The sequence below is a fragment of the Oribacterium sinus genome (assembly GCF_014202695.1).
GTDB lineage: Bacteria > Bacillota > Clostridia > Lachnospirales > Lachnospiraceae > Oribacterium > Oribacterium sinus.
The window spans coordinates 115,374-133,134 of the sequence record NZ_JACHHH010000007.1; the positions used below are offsets into that span (position 1 = coordinate 115,374).

Annotated in this window: 14 protein-coding genes; 2 read left to right on the plus strand and 12 right to left on the minus strand. The window is 38.2% G+C overall.

What is annotated here, in order from left to right; all coding sequences use genetic code 11:
- Nucleotides 1-22 precede the first annotated feature (22 nt).
- The gene (gene thiI, locus HNQ46_RS07630) at nucleotides 23-1,231 is read left to right on the plus strand and encodes a tRNA uracil 4-sulfurtransferase ThiI (RefSeq protein WP_183684155.1); all 1,209 of its coding nucleotides are present in this window, start codon (nucleotides 23-25) and stop codon (nucleotides 1,229-1,231) included.
- Nucleotides 1,232-1,537: 306 nt separating this feature from the next.
- On the opposite strand, the gene HNQ46_RS07635 is transcribed toward thiI, so the two are convergent.
- The 10 genes from HNQ46_RS07635 to HNQ46_RS07680 form a co-directional block, all read right to left on the minus strand.
- Nucleotides 1,538-3,205, minus strand: coding sequence for an ABC transporter ATP-binding protein (locus HNQ46_RS07635; RefSeq protein WP_183684156.1), 1,668 nt, complete (start codon nucleotides 3,203-3,205; stop codon nucleotides 1,538-1,540).
- Between the two features lie 34 nt (nucleotides 3,206-3,239).
- Nucleotides 3,240-4,538, minus strand: a complete 1,299-nt coding sequence (locus HNQ46_RS07640; RefSeq protein ID WP_183684157.1) for a radical SAM protein — start codon at nucleotides 4,536-4,538, stop codon at nucleotides 3,240-3,242.
- Nucleotides 4,539-4,982: 444 nt separating this feature from the next.
- A complete protein-coding gene (locus HNQ46_RS07645; RefSeq protein WP_183684158.1) occupies nucleotides 4,983-7,346 on the minus strand; it encodes an ABC transporter permease in 2,364 nt (787 codons plus the stop codon).
- A complete protein-coding gene (locus HNQ46_RS07650) occupies nucleotides 7,346-8,119 on the minus strand; it encodes an ABC transporter ATP-binding protein (protein WP_183684159.1) in 774 nt (257 codons plus the stop codon). The genes HNQ46_RS07645 and HNQ46_RS07650 overlap by 1 nt, the downstream gene beginning before the upstream one ends.
- A 270-nt stretch (nucleotides 8,120-8,389) precedes the next feature.
- Nucleotides 8,390-9,571, minus strand: a complete 1,182-nt coding sequence (locus HNQ46_RS07655; RefSeq protein WP_183684160.1) for a HAMP domain-containing sensor histidine kinase — start codon at nucleotides 9,569-9,571, stop codon at nucleotides 8,390-8,392.
- Between the two features lie 74 nt (nucleotides 9,572-9,645).
- Nucleotides 9,646-10,332: a response regulator transcription factor gene (locus HNQ46_RS07660; RefSeq protein WP_183684161.1), complete on the minus strand. Its 687-nt coding sequence runs from the start codon at nucleotides 10,330-10,332 to the stop codon at nucleotides 9,646-9,648.
- A 107-nt stretch (nucleotides 10,333-10,439) separates the two neighbouring features.
- Nucleotides 10,440-11,522 (minus strand): 50S ribosomal protein L11 methyltransferase, encoded by a 1,083-nt coding sequence (prmA, locus tag HNQ46_RS07665; protein ID WP_183684162.1) that lies wholly within the window; start codon nucleotides 11,520-11,522, stop codon nucleotides 10,440-10,442.
- Between the two features lie 118 nt (nucleotides 11,523-11,640).
- Complete coding sequence (locus HNQ46_RS07670; RefSeq protein WP_183684163.1) at nucleotides 11,641-12,798, minus strand: cysteine desulfurase family protein; 1,158 nt, start codon at nucleotides 12,796-12,798, stop codon at nucleotides 11,641-11,643.
- Nucleotides 12,799-12,816: 18 nt separating this feature from the next.
- Nucleotides 12,817-13,581, minus strand: a complete 765-nt coding sequence (locus tag HNQ46_RS07675; protein ID WP_183684164.1) for a 16S rRNA (uracil(1498)-N(3))-methyltransferase — start codon at nucleotides 13,579-13,581, stop codon at nucleotides 12,817-12,819.
- 269 nt (nucleotides 13,582-13,850) lie between these two features.
- Entirely contained in the window at nucleotides 13,851-15,155 is a 1,305-nt protein-coding gene (locus HNQ46_RS07680; RefSeq protein ID WP_183684165.1) for an O-acetylhomoserine aminocarboxypropyltransferase/cysteine synthase family protein, read from the minus strand.
- A gap of 474 nt (nucleotides 15,156-15,629) precedes the next feature.
- Between HNQ46_RS07680 and HNQ46_RS07685 the strand changes: the two genes are divergently transcribed.
- Nucleotides 15,630-16,205: an ECF transporter S component gene (locus HNQ46_RS07685; protein WP_183684166.1), complete on the plus strand. Its 576-nt coding sequence runs from the start codon at nucleotides 15,630-15,632 to the stop codon at nucleotides 16,203-16,205.
- A gap of 197 nt (nucleotides 16,206-16,402) precedes the next feature.
- Here HNQ46_RS07685 and tnpA read toward each other — a convergent pair whose 3' ends face one another.
- Nucleotides 16,403-16,858, minus strand: a complete 456-nt coding sequence (gene tnpA, locus HNQ46_RS07690) for an IS200/IS605 family transposase (protein WP_183684167.1) — start codon at nucleotides 16,856-16,858, stop codon at nucleotides 16,403-16,405.
- A gap of 182 nt (nucleotides 16,859-17,040) precedes the next feature.
- Nucleotides 17,041-17,727: a hypothetical protein gene (locus HNQ46_RS07695; protein ID WP_183684168.1), complete on the minus strand. Its 687-nt coding sequence runs from the start codon at nucleotides 17,725-17,727 to the stop codon at nucleotides 17,041-17,043.
- Nucleotides 17,728-17,761 lie beyond the last annotated feature (34 nt).

A 17,761-nucleotide genomic window follows, 5' to 3' on the forward strand; every position in this document is an offset into this window, starting at 1 on the left:
TCTTATGTAAAGAAGGAGAATTATGCAATACCAAGCATTTTTGATTAAATATGCAGAAATCGGCACCAAGGGAAAAAACCGTTATGTCTTTGAGGACGCCCTGGTTCATGACATTCGGATGAAATTAAAGCGGGCCACCGGAAGCTATTCCGTAAGCCGGGAACGGGGAAGAATCTATGTAAATGTAAAGTCCGAGGACTACGATTATGAGGAGTGCATTGATGCCCTTCGCCATGTGTTCGGTATTGCCGGCATTGCGCCAATGGTGCAGGTGCCTTTAAGTCCGGACTTCTCCGTTTTGGAAAATGCAGTTCTTTCCTACTTTAAAGAAGCCTATGGCGACAGCAATGTTTCCTTCAAGGTAGAAAGTCGAAGAGCCGAAAAGTCCTATCCCATGACCTCTCCGGAGCTGGATCAGGAACTTGGCCACAGCATTTTGGAGGCCTTCCCCAATGCTCGCGTGGATGTGCATAAGCCGGATGTGAAGCTTCGAGTGGAAATCCGCCAGTATATGAACATTTACGGAAAGATTATTCCCGGACTGGGCGGAATGCCCCTGGGTACAAACGGAAAGGCCATGTTGCTGCTTTCCGGAGGAATTGACTCCCCCGTTGCGGGCTACAAGGTGGCAAAGCGCGGTGCCTTACTGGAAGCTACCTACTTCCATGCCCCACCCTACACCAGCGAAAGAGCAAAAATCAAGGTTATGGACCTGGCGAAGCAGGTTTCCACCTATACCGGACCCATACTGCTTCACGTGGTAAATTTCACGGATATTCAGCTGGCTATTTATGAGCACTGCCCCCACGAGGAGCTGACCATTATTATGCGCCGCTATATGATGCGGATTGCTGAGGCATTGGCCTATAAAAATAACTGTATCGGCTTAATTACCGGAGAATCCATCGGACAGGTAGCTTCCCAGACTCTGCAAAGTCTGGTCTGCACCAATGAGGTCTGCACTCTTCCGGTTTACCGCCCCTTGATTGCCTTCGATAAGCAGGAAATCGTAGATGTGGCTCAGGAAATCGGAACCTACGAAACCTCCATTGAACCCTACGAGGATTGCTGTACCATCTTCGTGGCAAAGCACCCCGTTACCAAGCCTATCCCGGAGAAGATTCGGAAATCAGAGGAAAAACTGGCGCCTATCGTAGCGGAAATGGTGGAGAAGGCCATCAATGAGGCAGAGGCGATTTTGATGCGGAAGGATAAGGCTGCTGAAATTTAAAAAAGGATGTAGGAAAAGTCATGTTTAAGGATTCCTTCCGATATAGGTCTAAAATTGGGGCACGCTCTCGCTAACCTCGCCTTCGTAACAGTACTAACTTCAAGCTTCGCCTCGCTCGCTTTCAGTAAGTACTGACGGGCTCAGATTACCCCCATTTTAGACCTATACCGGAAGGAATGAACTGTCTTTTTCTACATTTTTACTGCTTCTCCAATTCTTGTTCTAACAACGAACAACTAATTTAAGCTTCAAATAAAATGTTCACATTACTTTTTAGAATATAGAATAAGTTCAATTTTGGAATTGCTATACGTTTAACAAATATGAATATGGAGATTGAGCCACTTGATTAAAATTTCCAACAGCTACTATTCTTGAATTCTCCATTACTACTATTTGATCGTATTGTTTCAGAATTTGTGGATTGCTCTTATGACTGATAGTAACAATGGTTCCATTATACTTGAGAAACATATTTTCCAAAAAGTATGTATTCTTTGTATCCAATGCACTCATCCCCTCATCCACAAATATAATCTCTGGTTCTCTAATAAAAACTCTTGCAATTGCTATTTTTTGTTTTTCTCCTCCTGATAAATTATTTCCATTATCTGATAAAACTGTTTTTACTCCATTAGGTAATTTTCTAATTAGTTCCTTTAAATTTACCAATTCAATAACTTTATCCAATTCTTTCTTCTCAACATCATGTCTTAAACATATATTAAATTCTAATGTATCTTGAAATATATAAGGATTCTGTTGTACAAAATTAATTTTCTTCCTCAGCGATATTTCATCTATATCAGAAAGTTCTTCGCCATCTATTTCTATTTTTCCAGAATACGCTTTATTAAGCTTTGTTAACACCTTTAATAAAGTGCTTTTACCACTCCCACTACTTCCTAGTAATACATACTTTTTACCTCTTTCTAATAATAAATCAAGGTTTTCTATTGCAAAACTTTGAGAACCTGGATAACAATAACTCAGGTTTTTTATCTCTATAGTTTTAATTTCTTCTTGTAATACTTTCTCTTTATCTAATGTTTTCTCATAAGTTACTTTTTCCAGTATCCCGAGTATTTTTTGTTCTATAGGATAAATTGAATTCATTTCGGCAATGTAAAATGGTCCCTGATTTATAGGCAAAATAACATAGTTCATAACTTGCATGATTGCCAAAGCAGTTCCTATTGAAAAATAGCCTTTATGTGATAAAAATGCAGCCAAAACAACATTTATAGACAAGATCAAAAATCCATTAGATGTTACCAATAACTGTATACAATCATCATAAAAATTAGATCGTAACCTGCTTTCCTCAACTTTTTTATTTGAATCATTTAGCTTTATTAAATATTCGTTTTCAAGCATAAAAAGTTTGATAGTTTCAATTCCGTATAATAGTTCTTTTAGCATACGAAAAAACTGTGCAGTAGCTTCTATATATACATTTTTTAATTCAGAACTTTTATTTACAAATAAACTTGGCAAATAAATACTAATTAATCCACAAGCCACAACAGACATTGCAATATATATATTGACATATATCAAATAGCCGAGCGAAAGTACAAATGAAGACATTGTTCTAACTAACATAAACAGATTGATTAATTTTTTTTCATATATCATATCTACATCTTTATTTACAGTAGATATGAACTCCATATTATCATAGTCTGATTTATTTATAATATTACCTATTAAATCATTCTTAATGTCTTTACATATATAAGACGCTATCAAAAGAGATAGTCTCTGAAATGATGCATATAAGGCTATATTTGACAAAATAAAAAGAACTATTACAACAATAATTCTCAAAAATCCTGAATTGTTATTTGTGATTGCAGTATCGATAATTTCTTTTAATATTATGCCTTTCCCAACATCCATTATTCCCAATAAAATACTAAGGAAAAAACTCAGGAATATAAGATATTTGTATCTTAGAATATAGTTTGCCATTTTTAATCCTTTTTACCTTGTCATACAAGCCATCTTAAATATATTGTGATATTATGTAAGTCTTTAATTTATCCACAAGAGTTGCATCAAAAATATCCCTCATACAATCCTTTTCATTTTCTCCTTTTGCCCAGGTACATCCTCCATAGCATATCGGAGCATACTTACAAAAGTTAATGCATTTTGCCTCTTCCAAATGATAATCATACCATTTCTTATTATCTATAATTAACTTTCCATCGGTACTTATTTTGCCATGAACATCACTATATAATAGCCCAGGGCAAGCATATATGTTGAGTTGTTCATCCACTGTATATCCATTCGCTAATTTACCAATACATAGCCCACTAATTTCTTTAAATACCTTAATCCCATTTTCAATTAAGTAATAATTCAACTTAACAATTTCTTTTGCCAATTCAATATCATTGTCTCTCTCGTCATTACCATCTAAAATTATCTCTCCTTGGGTTCCAAATATCTCATGGAATTTTATTGATGTAATAGCTTGTGTAAGATTTTTATCAATTAAATAATCTATCAATTCTTTAGATTTGTTCACTGTTTCTTTGTTTACATTTATTCTCAAACATATCGTACTCAAAATATCTGAAGTTTTATGCTTTTTAATTAATTTTAGACTTGAAATAATCTTGTCAAAACTACCTTCGCCATTGGGATATACACGGAATGAATCATTAATCTCCTTAATTCCATCTAGCGTAATTTGGATATTGTCTATATTATCTAAGTAGAATTTAATATTACTTTCATTAAATAAAGTACCATTGGTAATCAATACACACTGAATCACTAATTCTGGAAAAATATCTTCTAGACGTCTCAAATCTGTAATTATTTGCTGACACATAGAATCATTAAACATTGGTTCTCCACCAAAAAGACTGACGGCAAATAATTTAGTATTATATTTTTTTATTTCATTTTTAAAATATTCAATAACCACTTTCCAATTGCTTTCAGTCATATACTTCTTGCAATTAAGTTCTTTCCTTATATCCTGATAACAATATGTACAATTTAAATTACAAGCTGATGTTGTCGAGATAAATGCCGCCATTTTGGTTTTATCAAACTTTAACGAAGATATATTGCTCTTTAATCTTGAAACCTCAAATTCATGGCTATCAACTATAATGCCATTTTCATATAAGCTAGTTTCTTCACCTTTTGATAAACGAATTTCCTGATTTCCATTCAAAAAATCGACTAAATCGTGATCACAAGAAATCAAACATTGAGATGCCAAATTGAAAAGATACTCTTTCCCTTCAATATCTAATAATAAATTATACTTTGAAGCTACCATTGTTTCTCCTTAATTAATATCTTTTTAGCAACTTTTTCTACCGTATACAACTTTCAGAAATCACGTTATAGGCGGAACATAAAGGACGAAATTTGTTCTTCCAAAAGGCAATGCCATCTCTTTTAAATATTACCCCCGACAATATAATCTCTTACAGTACTACTATAAATCTCTATTTTTATAAGCTCTCAAGTAAATTGAATTCTAAACTAATCCAACGTGGTATTTATATAAAAACAAATACAACATGAAAGTAGTTAATCGACAATTTCTTTTTCAAAAATCTTGAATATTATCTAATTCTTGTAATGCAGTTCCCAAAAATTCCGCAAAAATTAACTTCTGAAAATGTTAAGTAGCCTCTTTCTAAAATCTTGAATCTCATATCATTTTCTCCTTTCTTTAATGTTAACTGTATTTACTCAAGAGCTTATAAACAATTTTTTACTCCCCTCTATTAATAATATAGTTAGGAGAATACTTACTCTGCCTACACACATAGAGTATGGACAGGAAGTAAGATAATAGAATAAGGATTATTGCGTAACAAAGTATATATCCATTAGGAAGGTTAAACCGCAAATCATAAATCCCCATTCCTTGCAACATAAGGATCGAAATTCTATTGGTAAATAGCAAGGATAATAAATATCCTATACAGGAAGCCATTGTCAAAATCGGCAGGATACTCATAGAAATCTGCCTTGCTATCTGATACGTCGTGAAGCCTATTGCTCTCATCACAGCAAAATCACTTTCGTTATTTAAAACTACTGTCTTTACCAGTAAAATCACAGTAGTTAGTGTAATAAACATACTTACGAAAAGTACCCAGAGGAGAATCGCCTTTACATTGGCTATAACAGAAGCAAATTGGCTGTTAAATAATTCTTTGAAATTTTCGATGTAAGTAATTTCATCCCCCATTTGAGATTGAATCTTTGATATTGCGACCTCTATGTCCCTGTTATTCTTTAGATACAGATACATCGATTCCCAACTGGCATCCGGTTCTATTTTTAGGATACCGTCATAGGTAAAGAAAATATCAAGTCCTCCGGTATAGCTGCCTTGTGTCAGTCCGGTTACTACATATTCTTCCTCCGGAGCTTGTTCTTGATAATCATTTCTGATCGAAATCACATCTCCTATTCCTTTTTTTAAACTCTTGGAGAGATTAACCGAGATGGCGATTTCATTGTCATAGAAAGGATACCTTCCCTTATATAAGCCTATCTTCTCCAATTTCTCATAGTCATCATAAACCGTTACTCTTCCGCTTACATTGTTATCACATAGGATTTCTCCCCCTCCGGGACCTATGCATTTTATAACGGCTTTGGTGTTATCCATTTCGGATATTGTCTGATATAGCTTCTGAATGTCTGCTTCTTTCTCGGGCTTTAAAACAATATCAAATTTCTCCATACCACTGATTTGCGATAAACCGTCTTCTTTTTGAACAATATTGGAAAATAAAGTGATAAAAAATGAAGAGGATAATACTGCTAAGGCAACAATCAAGCAGATGGCTATATTTTGTTTCTTTCTACAAATCAATAAATAAATAGCTGATAAAAAGTCCAGGGATAAAGGAATTTTCCCAAAAAATGAATGACTGATTCCACCATTATAATTACCCCTTTGTCCCCTTATGGCTGCTACCGGAGTGATTTTCTTTACGGTAGCCGTTGCTTGAAATGCAAATAGGAATACTATAATTAGATTCACCGATAGGATTTCTAATCCTCTCATCACATGAAAAGAATTTACCCACTTCATACCGCTTTCTGCCGTTATGGAGGGAATGAAAGTGGATGCCAGTACAGCAGATAATAAAATCCCTAGAACGCTTCCCATAAACCCTAAGAAAATATATTGGAATACAAAGGATAGTCGAATTTCCCTATCACTAATGCCTAGGGCTTTCATTACTCCAATTGTTTTAAAATCCTTATAAAAACTGTCTTTAATTCTAAAATACATTACCAGACAAACCACTATCAGAGTTACCATAGAAAAGAAAAGTATCGCAATACTGTAAACGTGTAATGTGGAGTGCATAGAATACCGAGCGGAAGCAATATCCGTATAGGTTCCATAAGGCGCCTCTTTGATGAGTGGGATAAAGTTTTGTCTTAAACCCTTATCTTCAGACTTAAGCAACAATAAAGCACTGCGGCTCTCATTTCCAAGAGAATTTTCCAATTCCGAGAAAGATTTCTCCGGTACATCAAAGGCCATAACGCCTCGATTACCATATAAGATATCCTCAGTAAATCCGGCAATCACAAAGGTCTTATACTCATCAAGGTACTTTATAGATAAATTTTCTCCTAATTGAAAACCAAATAAAGTTTTGCACAGATAGGGAACAAATATTGCATTCTCCGGCTGGGTCTCCATTTTTTCCACAAGATTGACAGTAGATAAAAGATTGTCTCTATCAAAATTCCGTATAATCCACGAACCCTGTAATTCTTCCTTATTTTCTACAGAGATTGCTGTTTTTAAGAAAATCAAAGTATCTTCTGTTTCATAAGCGGTATTGATTTCTGATTTTTGAATGAAGCTCTCGATATCCCTTTTTTTACTTTCTAAGTATTCTCTGGGAAATATGGCGCTATAATCTGCACTGTTTGTTGCTTCATAAACAGTCTCAAATAAAGCCGAAAAACTATCTTCTATAGAAAAAGATATCCCTATCAAAAAAGAAGACACCGCAATCAAAAAAACAAAGACAAAAGATCCATACACATTTTTTTTAATTTTAGAAAGGTTAAAAAGTAATATTCTTTTTATCATCATTACCAACCCATTTCCTTTAGAAAACCGTCCAATTGTATATTTCTTTCCTTATCATGATCTACTGTATATTGTCCCAGATTACACTCCCCGCAAATCACTCCATCCTTTAAATACAGTATGCGATTCCCTCTTAAAGCTGCATTAAAGTCATGGGTAACCATTAAGACACTTCTACCCTGTTGATGAATATTGCTTAATAAATCAAGAACTCTGCACCCTGATTCGGAGTTCAGTGCTCCTGTAGGTTCATCTGCAAACAATATATCCGGTTCATTGATTTCAGCACGGACTACTGCAACTCTTTGTGCTTCACCTCCCGAGATTTCTGCGGGACTTTTATCCCAATTTTTTTCTTCAATATGAACCATTGAGAGAAGCTGCTTTGCTTTCTGCATAACTTCAGCATTATTTTTATTTCTTAACAGACCGCTTAGCACAACGTTATCCAGAACCGTAAGATTATGAATCAAATTAATCTGTTGGAATACAAATCCACAGTGATTTCTTCTAAAATCAGATAATGCATTGTTAGATTTACTTGAAATCTCTTCGTCTCTAAAGAAGACTCTTCCCAAAGATGGATTATCCATTCCCGAAAGCATATAGAGAAGAGTTGACTTACCGGAGCCTGATGCTCCCATAACCACCGTAAAATCCCTCTCATAAATTTCTAAATCTATATTCTTTAAGATGTGTTCACTATGGTTTTTCATTGAAAAGCTTTTACAGAGCTTTTCTGTTCTAATGATTATATTATTATCATGACTCACCATTTTGCGTTCCTTTCATGATTCATTTCTTGTTGCACGTCCCTTTTTCTATATTGATTTTATCATTCTAAATCTTAGCAGTCTTTGCCTCTTCCTTAACAATTCTTAACTGACTTACCATGATTCTTAACTTTATTATTCTCCTGAATTTCTTTATCCCATTTTCTAAAATGCTATTGAAAATGCAGGCTTTGCATGCACTACTCTTTACGAACAAAAAAACACTACAGGAAAGTCTTTCTTTGAAAGTTTCCTGTAGTATCTTCCATCTAATTACGCCAATGGTAAATCTATTGTTACACAAAATTGATTCTCTATTTTATCAAAACGAATTCTTCCTCCGATTTTATCTATAATCTTTTTGCAAATATATAAGCCCAATCCGGAACCGGCAAAATCCTTTGCTTTTTTTCCCCGATAAAATCTTTGATCCACAAGATGAATTTCTTCCTCTTCAATGCTGTCTCCAAAATCGCTAACAGAGATTCGTAAGTACTGATTGAAAAAACAGGAAGATACAGCAATCTCCGTATTTGCATATTTATAAGAATTATTGATTATGTTATCGAAAACCTGCAATAGCCGATTCTTGTCTATTTTTATAATGCAGGAAGGAATGGATATTTCTCTAATATAGTTTTTGTAATCTGCACTACGAATAATATCTGTTACAACTTCACTACATTCTTCTCTTACAATAACTTCCATTTCCTCCAACTCATCTAATGTAGACTGCAATAAATTGGAAGCCAGAAGATTGATTTGCTCCGCTTTATCCATAATGATCATCATCTTTTTTCTTTTAGATGCGTTATCCTCTTGTAACGCAAGAAGTTCTGTCGTTGCTTTTATGGAAGCAATCGGCGTTTTTATATCATGACTTAACGAGGCTATAAGCTCTTTTCTCTTTTTTAGAGCATTTTGCTCATTGATTTTGGCGTTTAAAAGCTTCTCTCTCATAATATCAAAGCTATTGGCAAATGTACTAAGAGCATTGTTACTATGAATACTGAGAGGCATCTCAAGATTTCCATCTGAAATTCTTTCTGCAAAAACTTTTAATTGGTCTAATGGTTGAAGTATGGTTCTCCATATTTCAAATACCAGGATTGCAATAATGATAAAAAACAAGCTGTTAATCAGTAAATAGATATTTCTCATACGAATACTGTACGAAACGTAACGTTCATAATCTTCATTTAAAATAATAAGCTTTCCCACTGCTTTCTCGTTTTTTACAATATCTATAATCGTATCTTTGTTTTTTATAGAGTCTTCCAATCCACGTCTCTTCATGAGCATGGATTCGTAAACAATATCTCCCTGCTCATTAATAACATAGAATGAAAGAGTGCTTTTCCTATCTCGAAAAGCACTGTCTTCCCAGTGCCCCCAGTTTTTTTCCACTGATTTTCTGATATAATTTACCTCAGCAAAATCGTTAGGCTTCTTCATTATCGGTAAGCCTAAAAATACCAGGGTAAGCCAGGAAAGGATCAAGATTAGTAGAAAATAGAGATACCCTTTTTTCATTGTCCTTCTCCTAATGTCAACATGTACCCTATCCCCCAAACTGTTCTTAAAACTTGCGGTTCGTTAGGATCTATCTCTATTTTTTCTCTTAATCTGCGAATATGGACATTTAGTGTATTATCTCCGGTGATACTATCCTGCCATACATTTTGGAATAATTCCTCTTTCGATATGGTTCTGCCTTGATTTTTCAGGAGATAGAAAAGTAACTTTTTTTCCATTCCTTTCAGCTTTATTCTTTCCCCGGCGTTATATAATTCTTCTTTTTTTAAATCAGCCTCACATCTTCCCACGCTCACGCCGTCTAATTTATCTTCCGGATAATATCGTTTCAAGAAAACCTGTATTTTTGCAAGCAAATAGCTGAGAGAATAAGGTTTTTGTATATAATCATCCCCTCCAATATGTAAGGCTAAAATCATATCATCCGTACTGCTACGTGCACTGATGAAAATAATGGGCACATCAGTCATTTGTCGAATTTTTTTACAAAGTTCAAACCCGGATTCATCACCCAAATTAATATCCAGCAAAATTAACTTTACCTTATCTCGAGAAAGAACTTCAAAACATCCCTCATCAGACTCTGCCGTAACGGTACTGATACCGAACAAATTCAAATATTCACTTGTGGCTTCCAGCAAACTTTTCTCATCATCAATGATTAGACAATCATAAATCATAAAAACAGCTCTACCTCACTTTCTGCTTCTCCCTGTATGCGTTAATAAATAGATGGTAGATTTGTATATTCTTTACTTTGTTTAAATAAAACTACTGACTCTTTCTCTTAAAATGACTTTTTCCTACATATAAAGGCGTGCCACTCCCCTTCCTGCAGCTCTTCCAGAATTTCCCATTCCTTCACTGCTTTCAGGGTCTCTCTGACTTCCTCCGCCTTTTCTTCCAAAATTCCGGAGGCAATAAAGATTCCTCCTTCTTCCAAAAACTTTGGTACTTCCGGTGCCAAGGCAATGATAACCGGTGCTAAAATATTGGCTAAAACCAAAGAGAAGGGCTTTTCTTCACAGCTTTTACGAAAGGCCAGCTCTTCCTTTTCCTGCCCCAAAATATTTCCGATAAAAAGCGTCATTTGGTCTTTAGAGAGGGTATTTTTCAAAAGATTTTCTTCCACCGCGCCCTCACATAGAGGGTCTAAATCCGTGGCGAATACTTCCTTTGCTCCCATCTTGAGAGCAGCTATGCCCAGAATTCCGGATCCGGTTCCCAAATCCAGAACCCTCTCCTTTCCCTTTCCGTATATTCCTAAAGCCTGAAGGCAGAGCTTGGTGGTTTCATGTTGTCCGGTTCCGAAGGTTGTGCCCGGATCTACCGACAGCAGGATTTTCCCCTCAGCTTCCTTCGGTACCTCCTCCCAGCTTGGGCAGATGAAAAAATCTCCCACGGAAAAGGAATGGAAGAAGTCATGCCAAGCATTCAGCCAGTCCTTATCCTCCGTTTCGGATTGGCTAATGCTTCCCTTACCGATATTGCAGTAGGAAGACATATTTTCCAGCTCTTTTTTCAATGCTCTGAGAATTTCATCGCACTCTTCTTCCGTAAAAATGTTGGAAGAATTCAAGGTATAGGAATGATCCACCAAGGGGTCGGAAAAGGCCTTTTCCACCTCTTCCTTTCGCCTTTCCTTATTTTCTTTGGAAAGCACTTCCACATAAAAGGAAAGGGTGGCATCCTCTACGCTGTCATCTCCCTCCGGATAAAGGTCTACAAACATCGTTTTCGCCTCTTCCTCGGTAATCCCCAGCTGGTCGGAAAACTCTACCCCCTCAATGCCCAATTCCTCCATAAGAAATGCGGCCAGAATCTCCTCCGCCTCAACAGTGGTATCAATGCTATACTTACGCCAAACCATAGCAGCCCCTTTCCTTCTTTCTTTCCCTCTTTTTAATAATAAAAAACAGGGGCTACAAAAAATCCGATATATCAAAACTGATATGCAGTATATTTCTGATTTTTGTAGCCCCTTTCTTTTATGCCTTAAAAAATTTCCTTAGAACCGGTAATTCTTCTTTTAAAACGCTGATACATTCCTCCAAATCTCTCTTCTCCGTATATTGGGAGAAGGAAAAACGCAGGGTGGAATCCAAGTCACCATGGCTTAGTCCGATAGCTTTCAAGGTTCCGGAGATTCCGGGATGGTTAGAGGAGCAGGCGGAGCCGCTGCTGACATAAATTCCTCTTTCCTCCAAGGCATGAAGCAGAACCTCCGCCTTCACGCCCTGAAAGGCTGCAGAAACGATGTGGGGTGCGGAGGCTTCCCCTTTTTCTGAATGTACAGTCACGCCCTCTATTTTTTCCAATTCATCAATAAAAAAATCCTTCAAATGATAGAGCATTTCCTGCTTTTCTTTAAAATGGCTGTAGCTAAGCTTTGCCGCAAGTCCCAGTCCTGCAATACCGGGGATATTCAGGGTACCGGAACGAAGACCGTTTTGGTGTCCTCCGCCAAGCATTAACGGAGAAAGCTTTACCTTTTCATCCACGTACAAAAATCCGATGCCCTTTGGTCCGTGAAGCTTATGTCCGCTGACGGAAAGCAGGTCTACCATGTCTCTCTTGGGACGAAGCTCCATTTTTCCATAAGCCTGAATGGCATCCGTATGGAAAAGGGTCTTAGGATTCTTTTCCTTAATACATTTTCCAATAGCGGCAATATCCTGCACAGCTCCTATCTCATTGTTTACCATCATAATGGAAACCATAATGGTATCTTCCCGGATAGCATTTTCCAAATCCGTAAGAGAGATATGTCCCTTTTCATCTACAGGCAGGACGGTTAAGGAAAAACCATGTTGCTCTAAAAACTCCAAGGGCTTATATACCGCCGGATGCTCAATGGCGGAGGTAATGATGTGCTTTCCCTGTCTCTCCATGCCGAAGCAGGTTCCCATAAAGGCGGTGTTGTTGGACTCTGTTCCCCCGGAAGTGAAAATAATCTCTTTTTCCTTGCATTTTAAAGTGTTTGCAATGGTCTCTCTGGCCTCACGATAATAGGCTTCCGCTTCCACGCCCATCTTATGCTTTGCCGACGGGTTTGCATAGTCTGCTAACATGGTAGTGGTCATCAAATCCGCCACTTCCGGATATACTTTGGTACTGGCTGCATTATCCAAATAGATACTTCTCATCTTCTTCTCCTTCCGGTCTTACTCCGTTATTGCATATTCCAACTGCATCATAATCAGACTTAATGCCGTAATGGCTGCGGTCTCTGTCCGTAAAATGCGTTTTCCCAAACTGATGGGAAGAAAGCCCTCCGCCATTGCTGCCTCCACCTCTTCCTTGGTAAAGCCTCCTTCCGGTCCTATACAAAGGGCAATGGAACAATCCTTCTTTCCTCTCACTGCCTCTTCCATCTTGCTAAGGATTTCTCTTGTGGGAACTACGCCTCTTTCATTTTCATAGGGCAGAAGCTTAAAATCACAATTCTTCACATAGGAAAAGGCTTCTTTCCAGCCCATTCCCTTTTCCATCTTGGGAAGAATGGAACGCTTACTCTGCTTCGCTGCAGCATCCATAATGCTTTGCCAACGGCTGATTTTCTTCTCTTCCTTTTTTTCCTTTAGCTTCATCACCGTGTTCTTACTTTCCAAAGGAATCAGGGCGGAAATCCCCAGCTCCACCGCCTTTTGAATAATCCATTCCATCTTATCCCCCTTGGGAAGGGCTTGAAGCAGGATAAGTTTTGCAGGCAGCTCATGGGGTTCTTCTCGAAAGCAAATGGAAAGAACCGCCTCATCCTCCGAAAAGGACTGAATTTCACATTGATAATCCACCCCTTCTCCATCGGAAATCAGGATTTTCTCCCCAATTTGCCCTCGTAATACCTTATGTAAATGGTGGAAGTTCTCTCCTCTTAAAAGGATTTCCCCTTCCCCTATCTCTTCTTTCGACACAAAAAAATGATGCATTAGCGCTTCCTTTTCCCGGAAATATTCTTAAAAACTCTTTTATCTTACAGCTTTCCGGAAAAGAATACAATCCCTCGCAAAGGAAGGAAAAAAAGCATCGAAAAATAAGAAAAGAAAGTAAAGACAGATGGTTTTTTTCTACCATCTGCCTCTTCCTTTTTACAAAGCTATCTTCCAAGCCATGTCGGTTTATCAATCCTACTAAAAAACTTTAGTTTTTAGATTTCTTCTATAGTTTTTGCTTTTCTACTATTATAAGGAAACCTAGCTTAGATTGCCTTAAATGCTTCCTCTAAATCTTCAATAATATCCTCCACATTTTCGATACCGATGGAAAGACGTACGGAGTTCTCCTGAATGCCCTGGGCCAGAAGCTCCTCCTTGGTTCCCTCGGAGTGGGTGGTGGATGCCGGGTGAATCGCCAAAGACTTTACATCTGCTACATTTGCCAGTAAGGAGAACAACTCCAGATTATCGATGAAATCCTTAGCGGTTCTTTCATTTCCTTTAACCGTAAAGGTGAAAATGGAGCCGCCGCCGTTGGGCAGGTATTTCTTATAAAGCGCCTGCTGAGCGGGATCTGTGGATGCTGCAGGGTGAGAAACGGATTCCACCTTCGGATGCTTCTTTAAATATTCCACAACCTTTAAAGCGTTATCTCTATGACGCTCTACTCGAAGGGCAAGACTCTCCAGGCCCTGAATCAATACCCAGGCATTGAATGGAGAAATTGCTGCTCCCTCATCACGGATGGTGATGGCACGAAGGTAGGTTGCGATTACCGCAGGGGCTGTATCTACTGCAAAGCGAACGCCGTGGTAAGAGGGGTTCGGCTCGGTAAGCCATGGCCACTTCTTGCTCTTAGCCCAATCGAATTTTCCGGCATCTACCACAAGTCCGCCCAAGGAAGAACCGTGTCCGCCGATAAACTTTGTTGCGGAGTGCACCACGATATCTGCACCGTACTCGATAGGACGAATCAGATAGGGGGTGGCAAAGGTGTTGTCCACAATCAAGGGAAGACCATGCTTGTGGGCAAGATTTGCCCAAGCCTCAATATCAACGGCATCTCCGTTTGGATTTCCTAAGGATTCAATATAGAGTGCTTTGGTGTTCTCCTGAATTGCCTTCTCCGCCTCAGCTAAGTCTGTGGGAGAAACAAAGGTGGTTTCCACACCGAACTCCGGGAAGGTATGCTTTAAGAAGTTATAGGTTCCTCCGTAAATGTTCTTTGCGCTGACAATGTGATCCCCATTGTGCGCCACAGCCTTAAAGGCATAGGTCACCGCCGCTGCACCGGAAGCCACCGCCAAAGCTGCCACACCGCCCTCTAAAGCTGCTACTCTTGCTTCCAAAACACCCTGAGTGGGGTTGGTTAAACGTCCGTAAATGTTTCCGGCATTTCTTAAGGCGAAACGATCTGCCGCATGATCGGAATTATCGAAAACATAGGATGTGGTCTGGTAGATAGGTACCGCCCTTGCCCCGGTTGCCGGATCCGCCTGCTCCTGTCCTACATGAATCGCCTTGGTATCAAATCCAAAATTTCTCTCGTTTCTCTTCTTAACTCCCATTTTATTTTCCTCCTTATACTCTACACAAGCTTTCCGATGGTTTAAAACTTTCTTTCGGAAGCTTTCCTTCAGCTTCTTTCTCACTACTTCTTGCTACTTCTTACTTACATCTTGCTGCTTCTTACTTACTTGCAAAAGTTTTTCTTGCTGGACTTATACTAGCATTTTCTGAAATTCCTGTATAATACAAGAGTTTTGGATTTAGCTATAGTTTCCATTTATAGCAAATGCTTTTCTCACTGTTCCCTCTATGCCGATAAGGGTCTACTTATCACTACAGTAAAAACTTAGGAATAGCAAAAGCTTCAAAGTACTGTATATCTCCATTCTGGTCTTATATTTTTCTTTTAAATTGGATATTTTTATAAGTTCAGACTTATCTTATTCTCAGTTTATAAACAAAATGAAGTTTTAAAAATCACTTTATCATCTTCATTCTTTTTCCCAATATCTAAGTTTCAGGAGGAAATCATTATGCACAAGACACAAAAATTAACTCTTACTGCCCTATTTGCGGCATTATCCTATGCTGTATTCACCTTCTTACAGATTAAAATTCCTGTCGGAGCGGATGCCACTTCTATTCATTTGGGAAATGCGGTAGTAGTCATTGCAGCGCTGGTTCTGGGCGGTCCCTTAGGCGGCTTTGCCGGAGCTCTGGGAATGACCATCGGGGATTTACTGGATCCGGTATATATCACCTATGCTCCTAAAACCTTGATTTGTAAAATGGTCATCGGCTTAATTGTAGGCTTGGTTGCCCATAAGTTAGGAAATATTCAGGATACAAACGACAAATCCAAAATTTTTAAATGGGTTTTACTTTCTGCCGTTTGCGGACTTTTTGCCAATGTGATTCTGGATCCCAGCATCGGCTATTTCTATAAGCTCTTAATTTTAGGAAAGCCTGCTGCGGAACTGTCCTTTAAGATTAACCTGATGGCTACAGGAATCAACGCTATCACTTCCACCATCGTTTCCGTCTTTGTCTACATGGGACTCTATCCTATACTCAGAAAGCAAAATATGGATACCCTGCGTCTTGCCTAAGAAACGCAATCACTACCACCCGTCAAACGGGTGGTTTGCTCGGGGCTATAAGCCCCTGCTACTGGCCAGCGTCTAAAGGCGCTGGCTTTCATTTTGGGCTATGGGAAGTTTGCTTTACACCTTCCCACAGCTCCATTCAAGCCATATTGCGTTTGACTCGTCGCTACCCCATAAAGGGGTATTGTTACTACTGCACTTTAACCCTTAAAAGGGTCTTCATATTCTTTAACACTTAGTTTATCCAAAGCTATATCGTGTTTTTCTTGATCTTGGATATACTTTTTTATTGTGGCTTCATTTAGACCTACTGTACTGACATAATAGCCTTCGGCCCAGAAATGTCTGTTCCCAAATTTGTATTTAAGATTTGCGTGTTTATCAAATATCATCAAAGCACTTTTTCCCTTTAAATAGCCCATAAAAGAAGAAACGCTAATCTTAGGTGGAATACTAACCAGAATGTGTACATGGTCCGGCATTAAATGCCCTTCTATAATCTCCACTCCTTTAAAGGCGCAGAGTTGCTTGATAATATCCCGAATATCTGACTTACATTGATAATATATTATTTTTCGCCTATACTTTGGTGTGAAGACAATATGATATTTACACATCCATTTCGTATGTGCTAATGCATATTCTTTCTTCGCCATAAAATCACCTTCCTTTTCTGCAATATAGCTTGAACAACTTTATTGTATTAGGAAAGGTGATTTTTGTATAACAAGTGTTTCCCACCCGCATAGCGGGTGGTTTTTTGTATCAGAGCTAACATTTTTCAAATGTCAGCTCTGATACTGGCTAAAGTCCATTAAACAAAAAAACTCCTCATACCCTATCGGGTGAGGAGTTTTTTGTTATCGGAAAATAAATTCTTTCCCTTCTGTAAAGCCAAAGCAAGCAGTGCATTGCCAAGTAAAATCGTTATAATCCAAAAAATGGTTTTTCCTACAGACTGCTCTCGGATTTTCAGAAAGCTGTAAGGACCGGAAACCAGCCCCATTCCATTTAAAATCAAAAGAGGGATGGCATACAGCAATGTTACTCCCAGAGCCTTTCCTATCACAGATAGAGGCAGGGAACGCTTCTCTTCCGGAAAGAGAAAGAGAAAAATGGAAAGAAAGGGACAAAGCAGGTGACTGAAAAATCTTGTTCCACCCAAAAATTCATGGGCAAATCCATTCTCCGGTCCCAGCACTAAAAGCACCACGAAGAAGGTCAGGGCTAAACACACCGAGGAAATATAGCGTAAAACAGACAGGAAGGAAGGAAATGTCCAGCTCTCTCCTTTCCCCTGCAAGGCCTTACTGAGTACTCCCCTTCCCTCTTGATTTTTTCTTTGTAAAAGGAAAAAAAGCATAAGCGCCGAGCTGATTCCGCAAAGCAGGTTGGAATCCGTCGTATAAAAACGAAAGGTTCCCAGTCCGTCATCCTGCAATCCGTGCAATACTACGATGCACTCCAACAGTAGCAAAATAAAATGCCCCAGCATTAATCCTTTTTCTCCGGTCTTTTTTTCCATCCCTTACCCCTTCTATTTTTCGATTATCTATTCC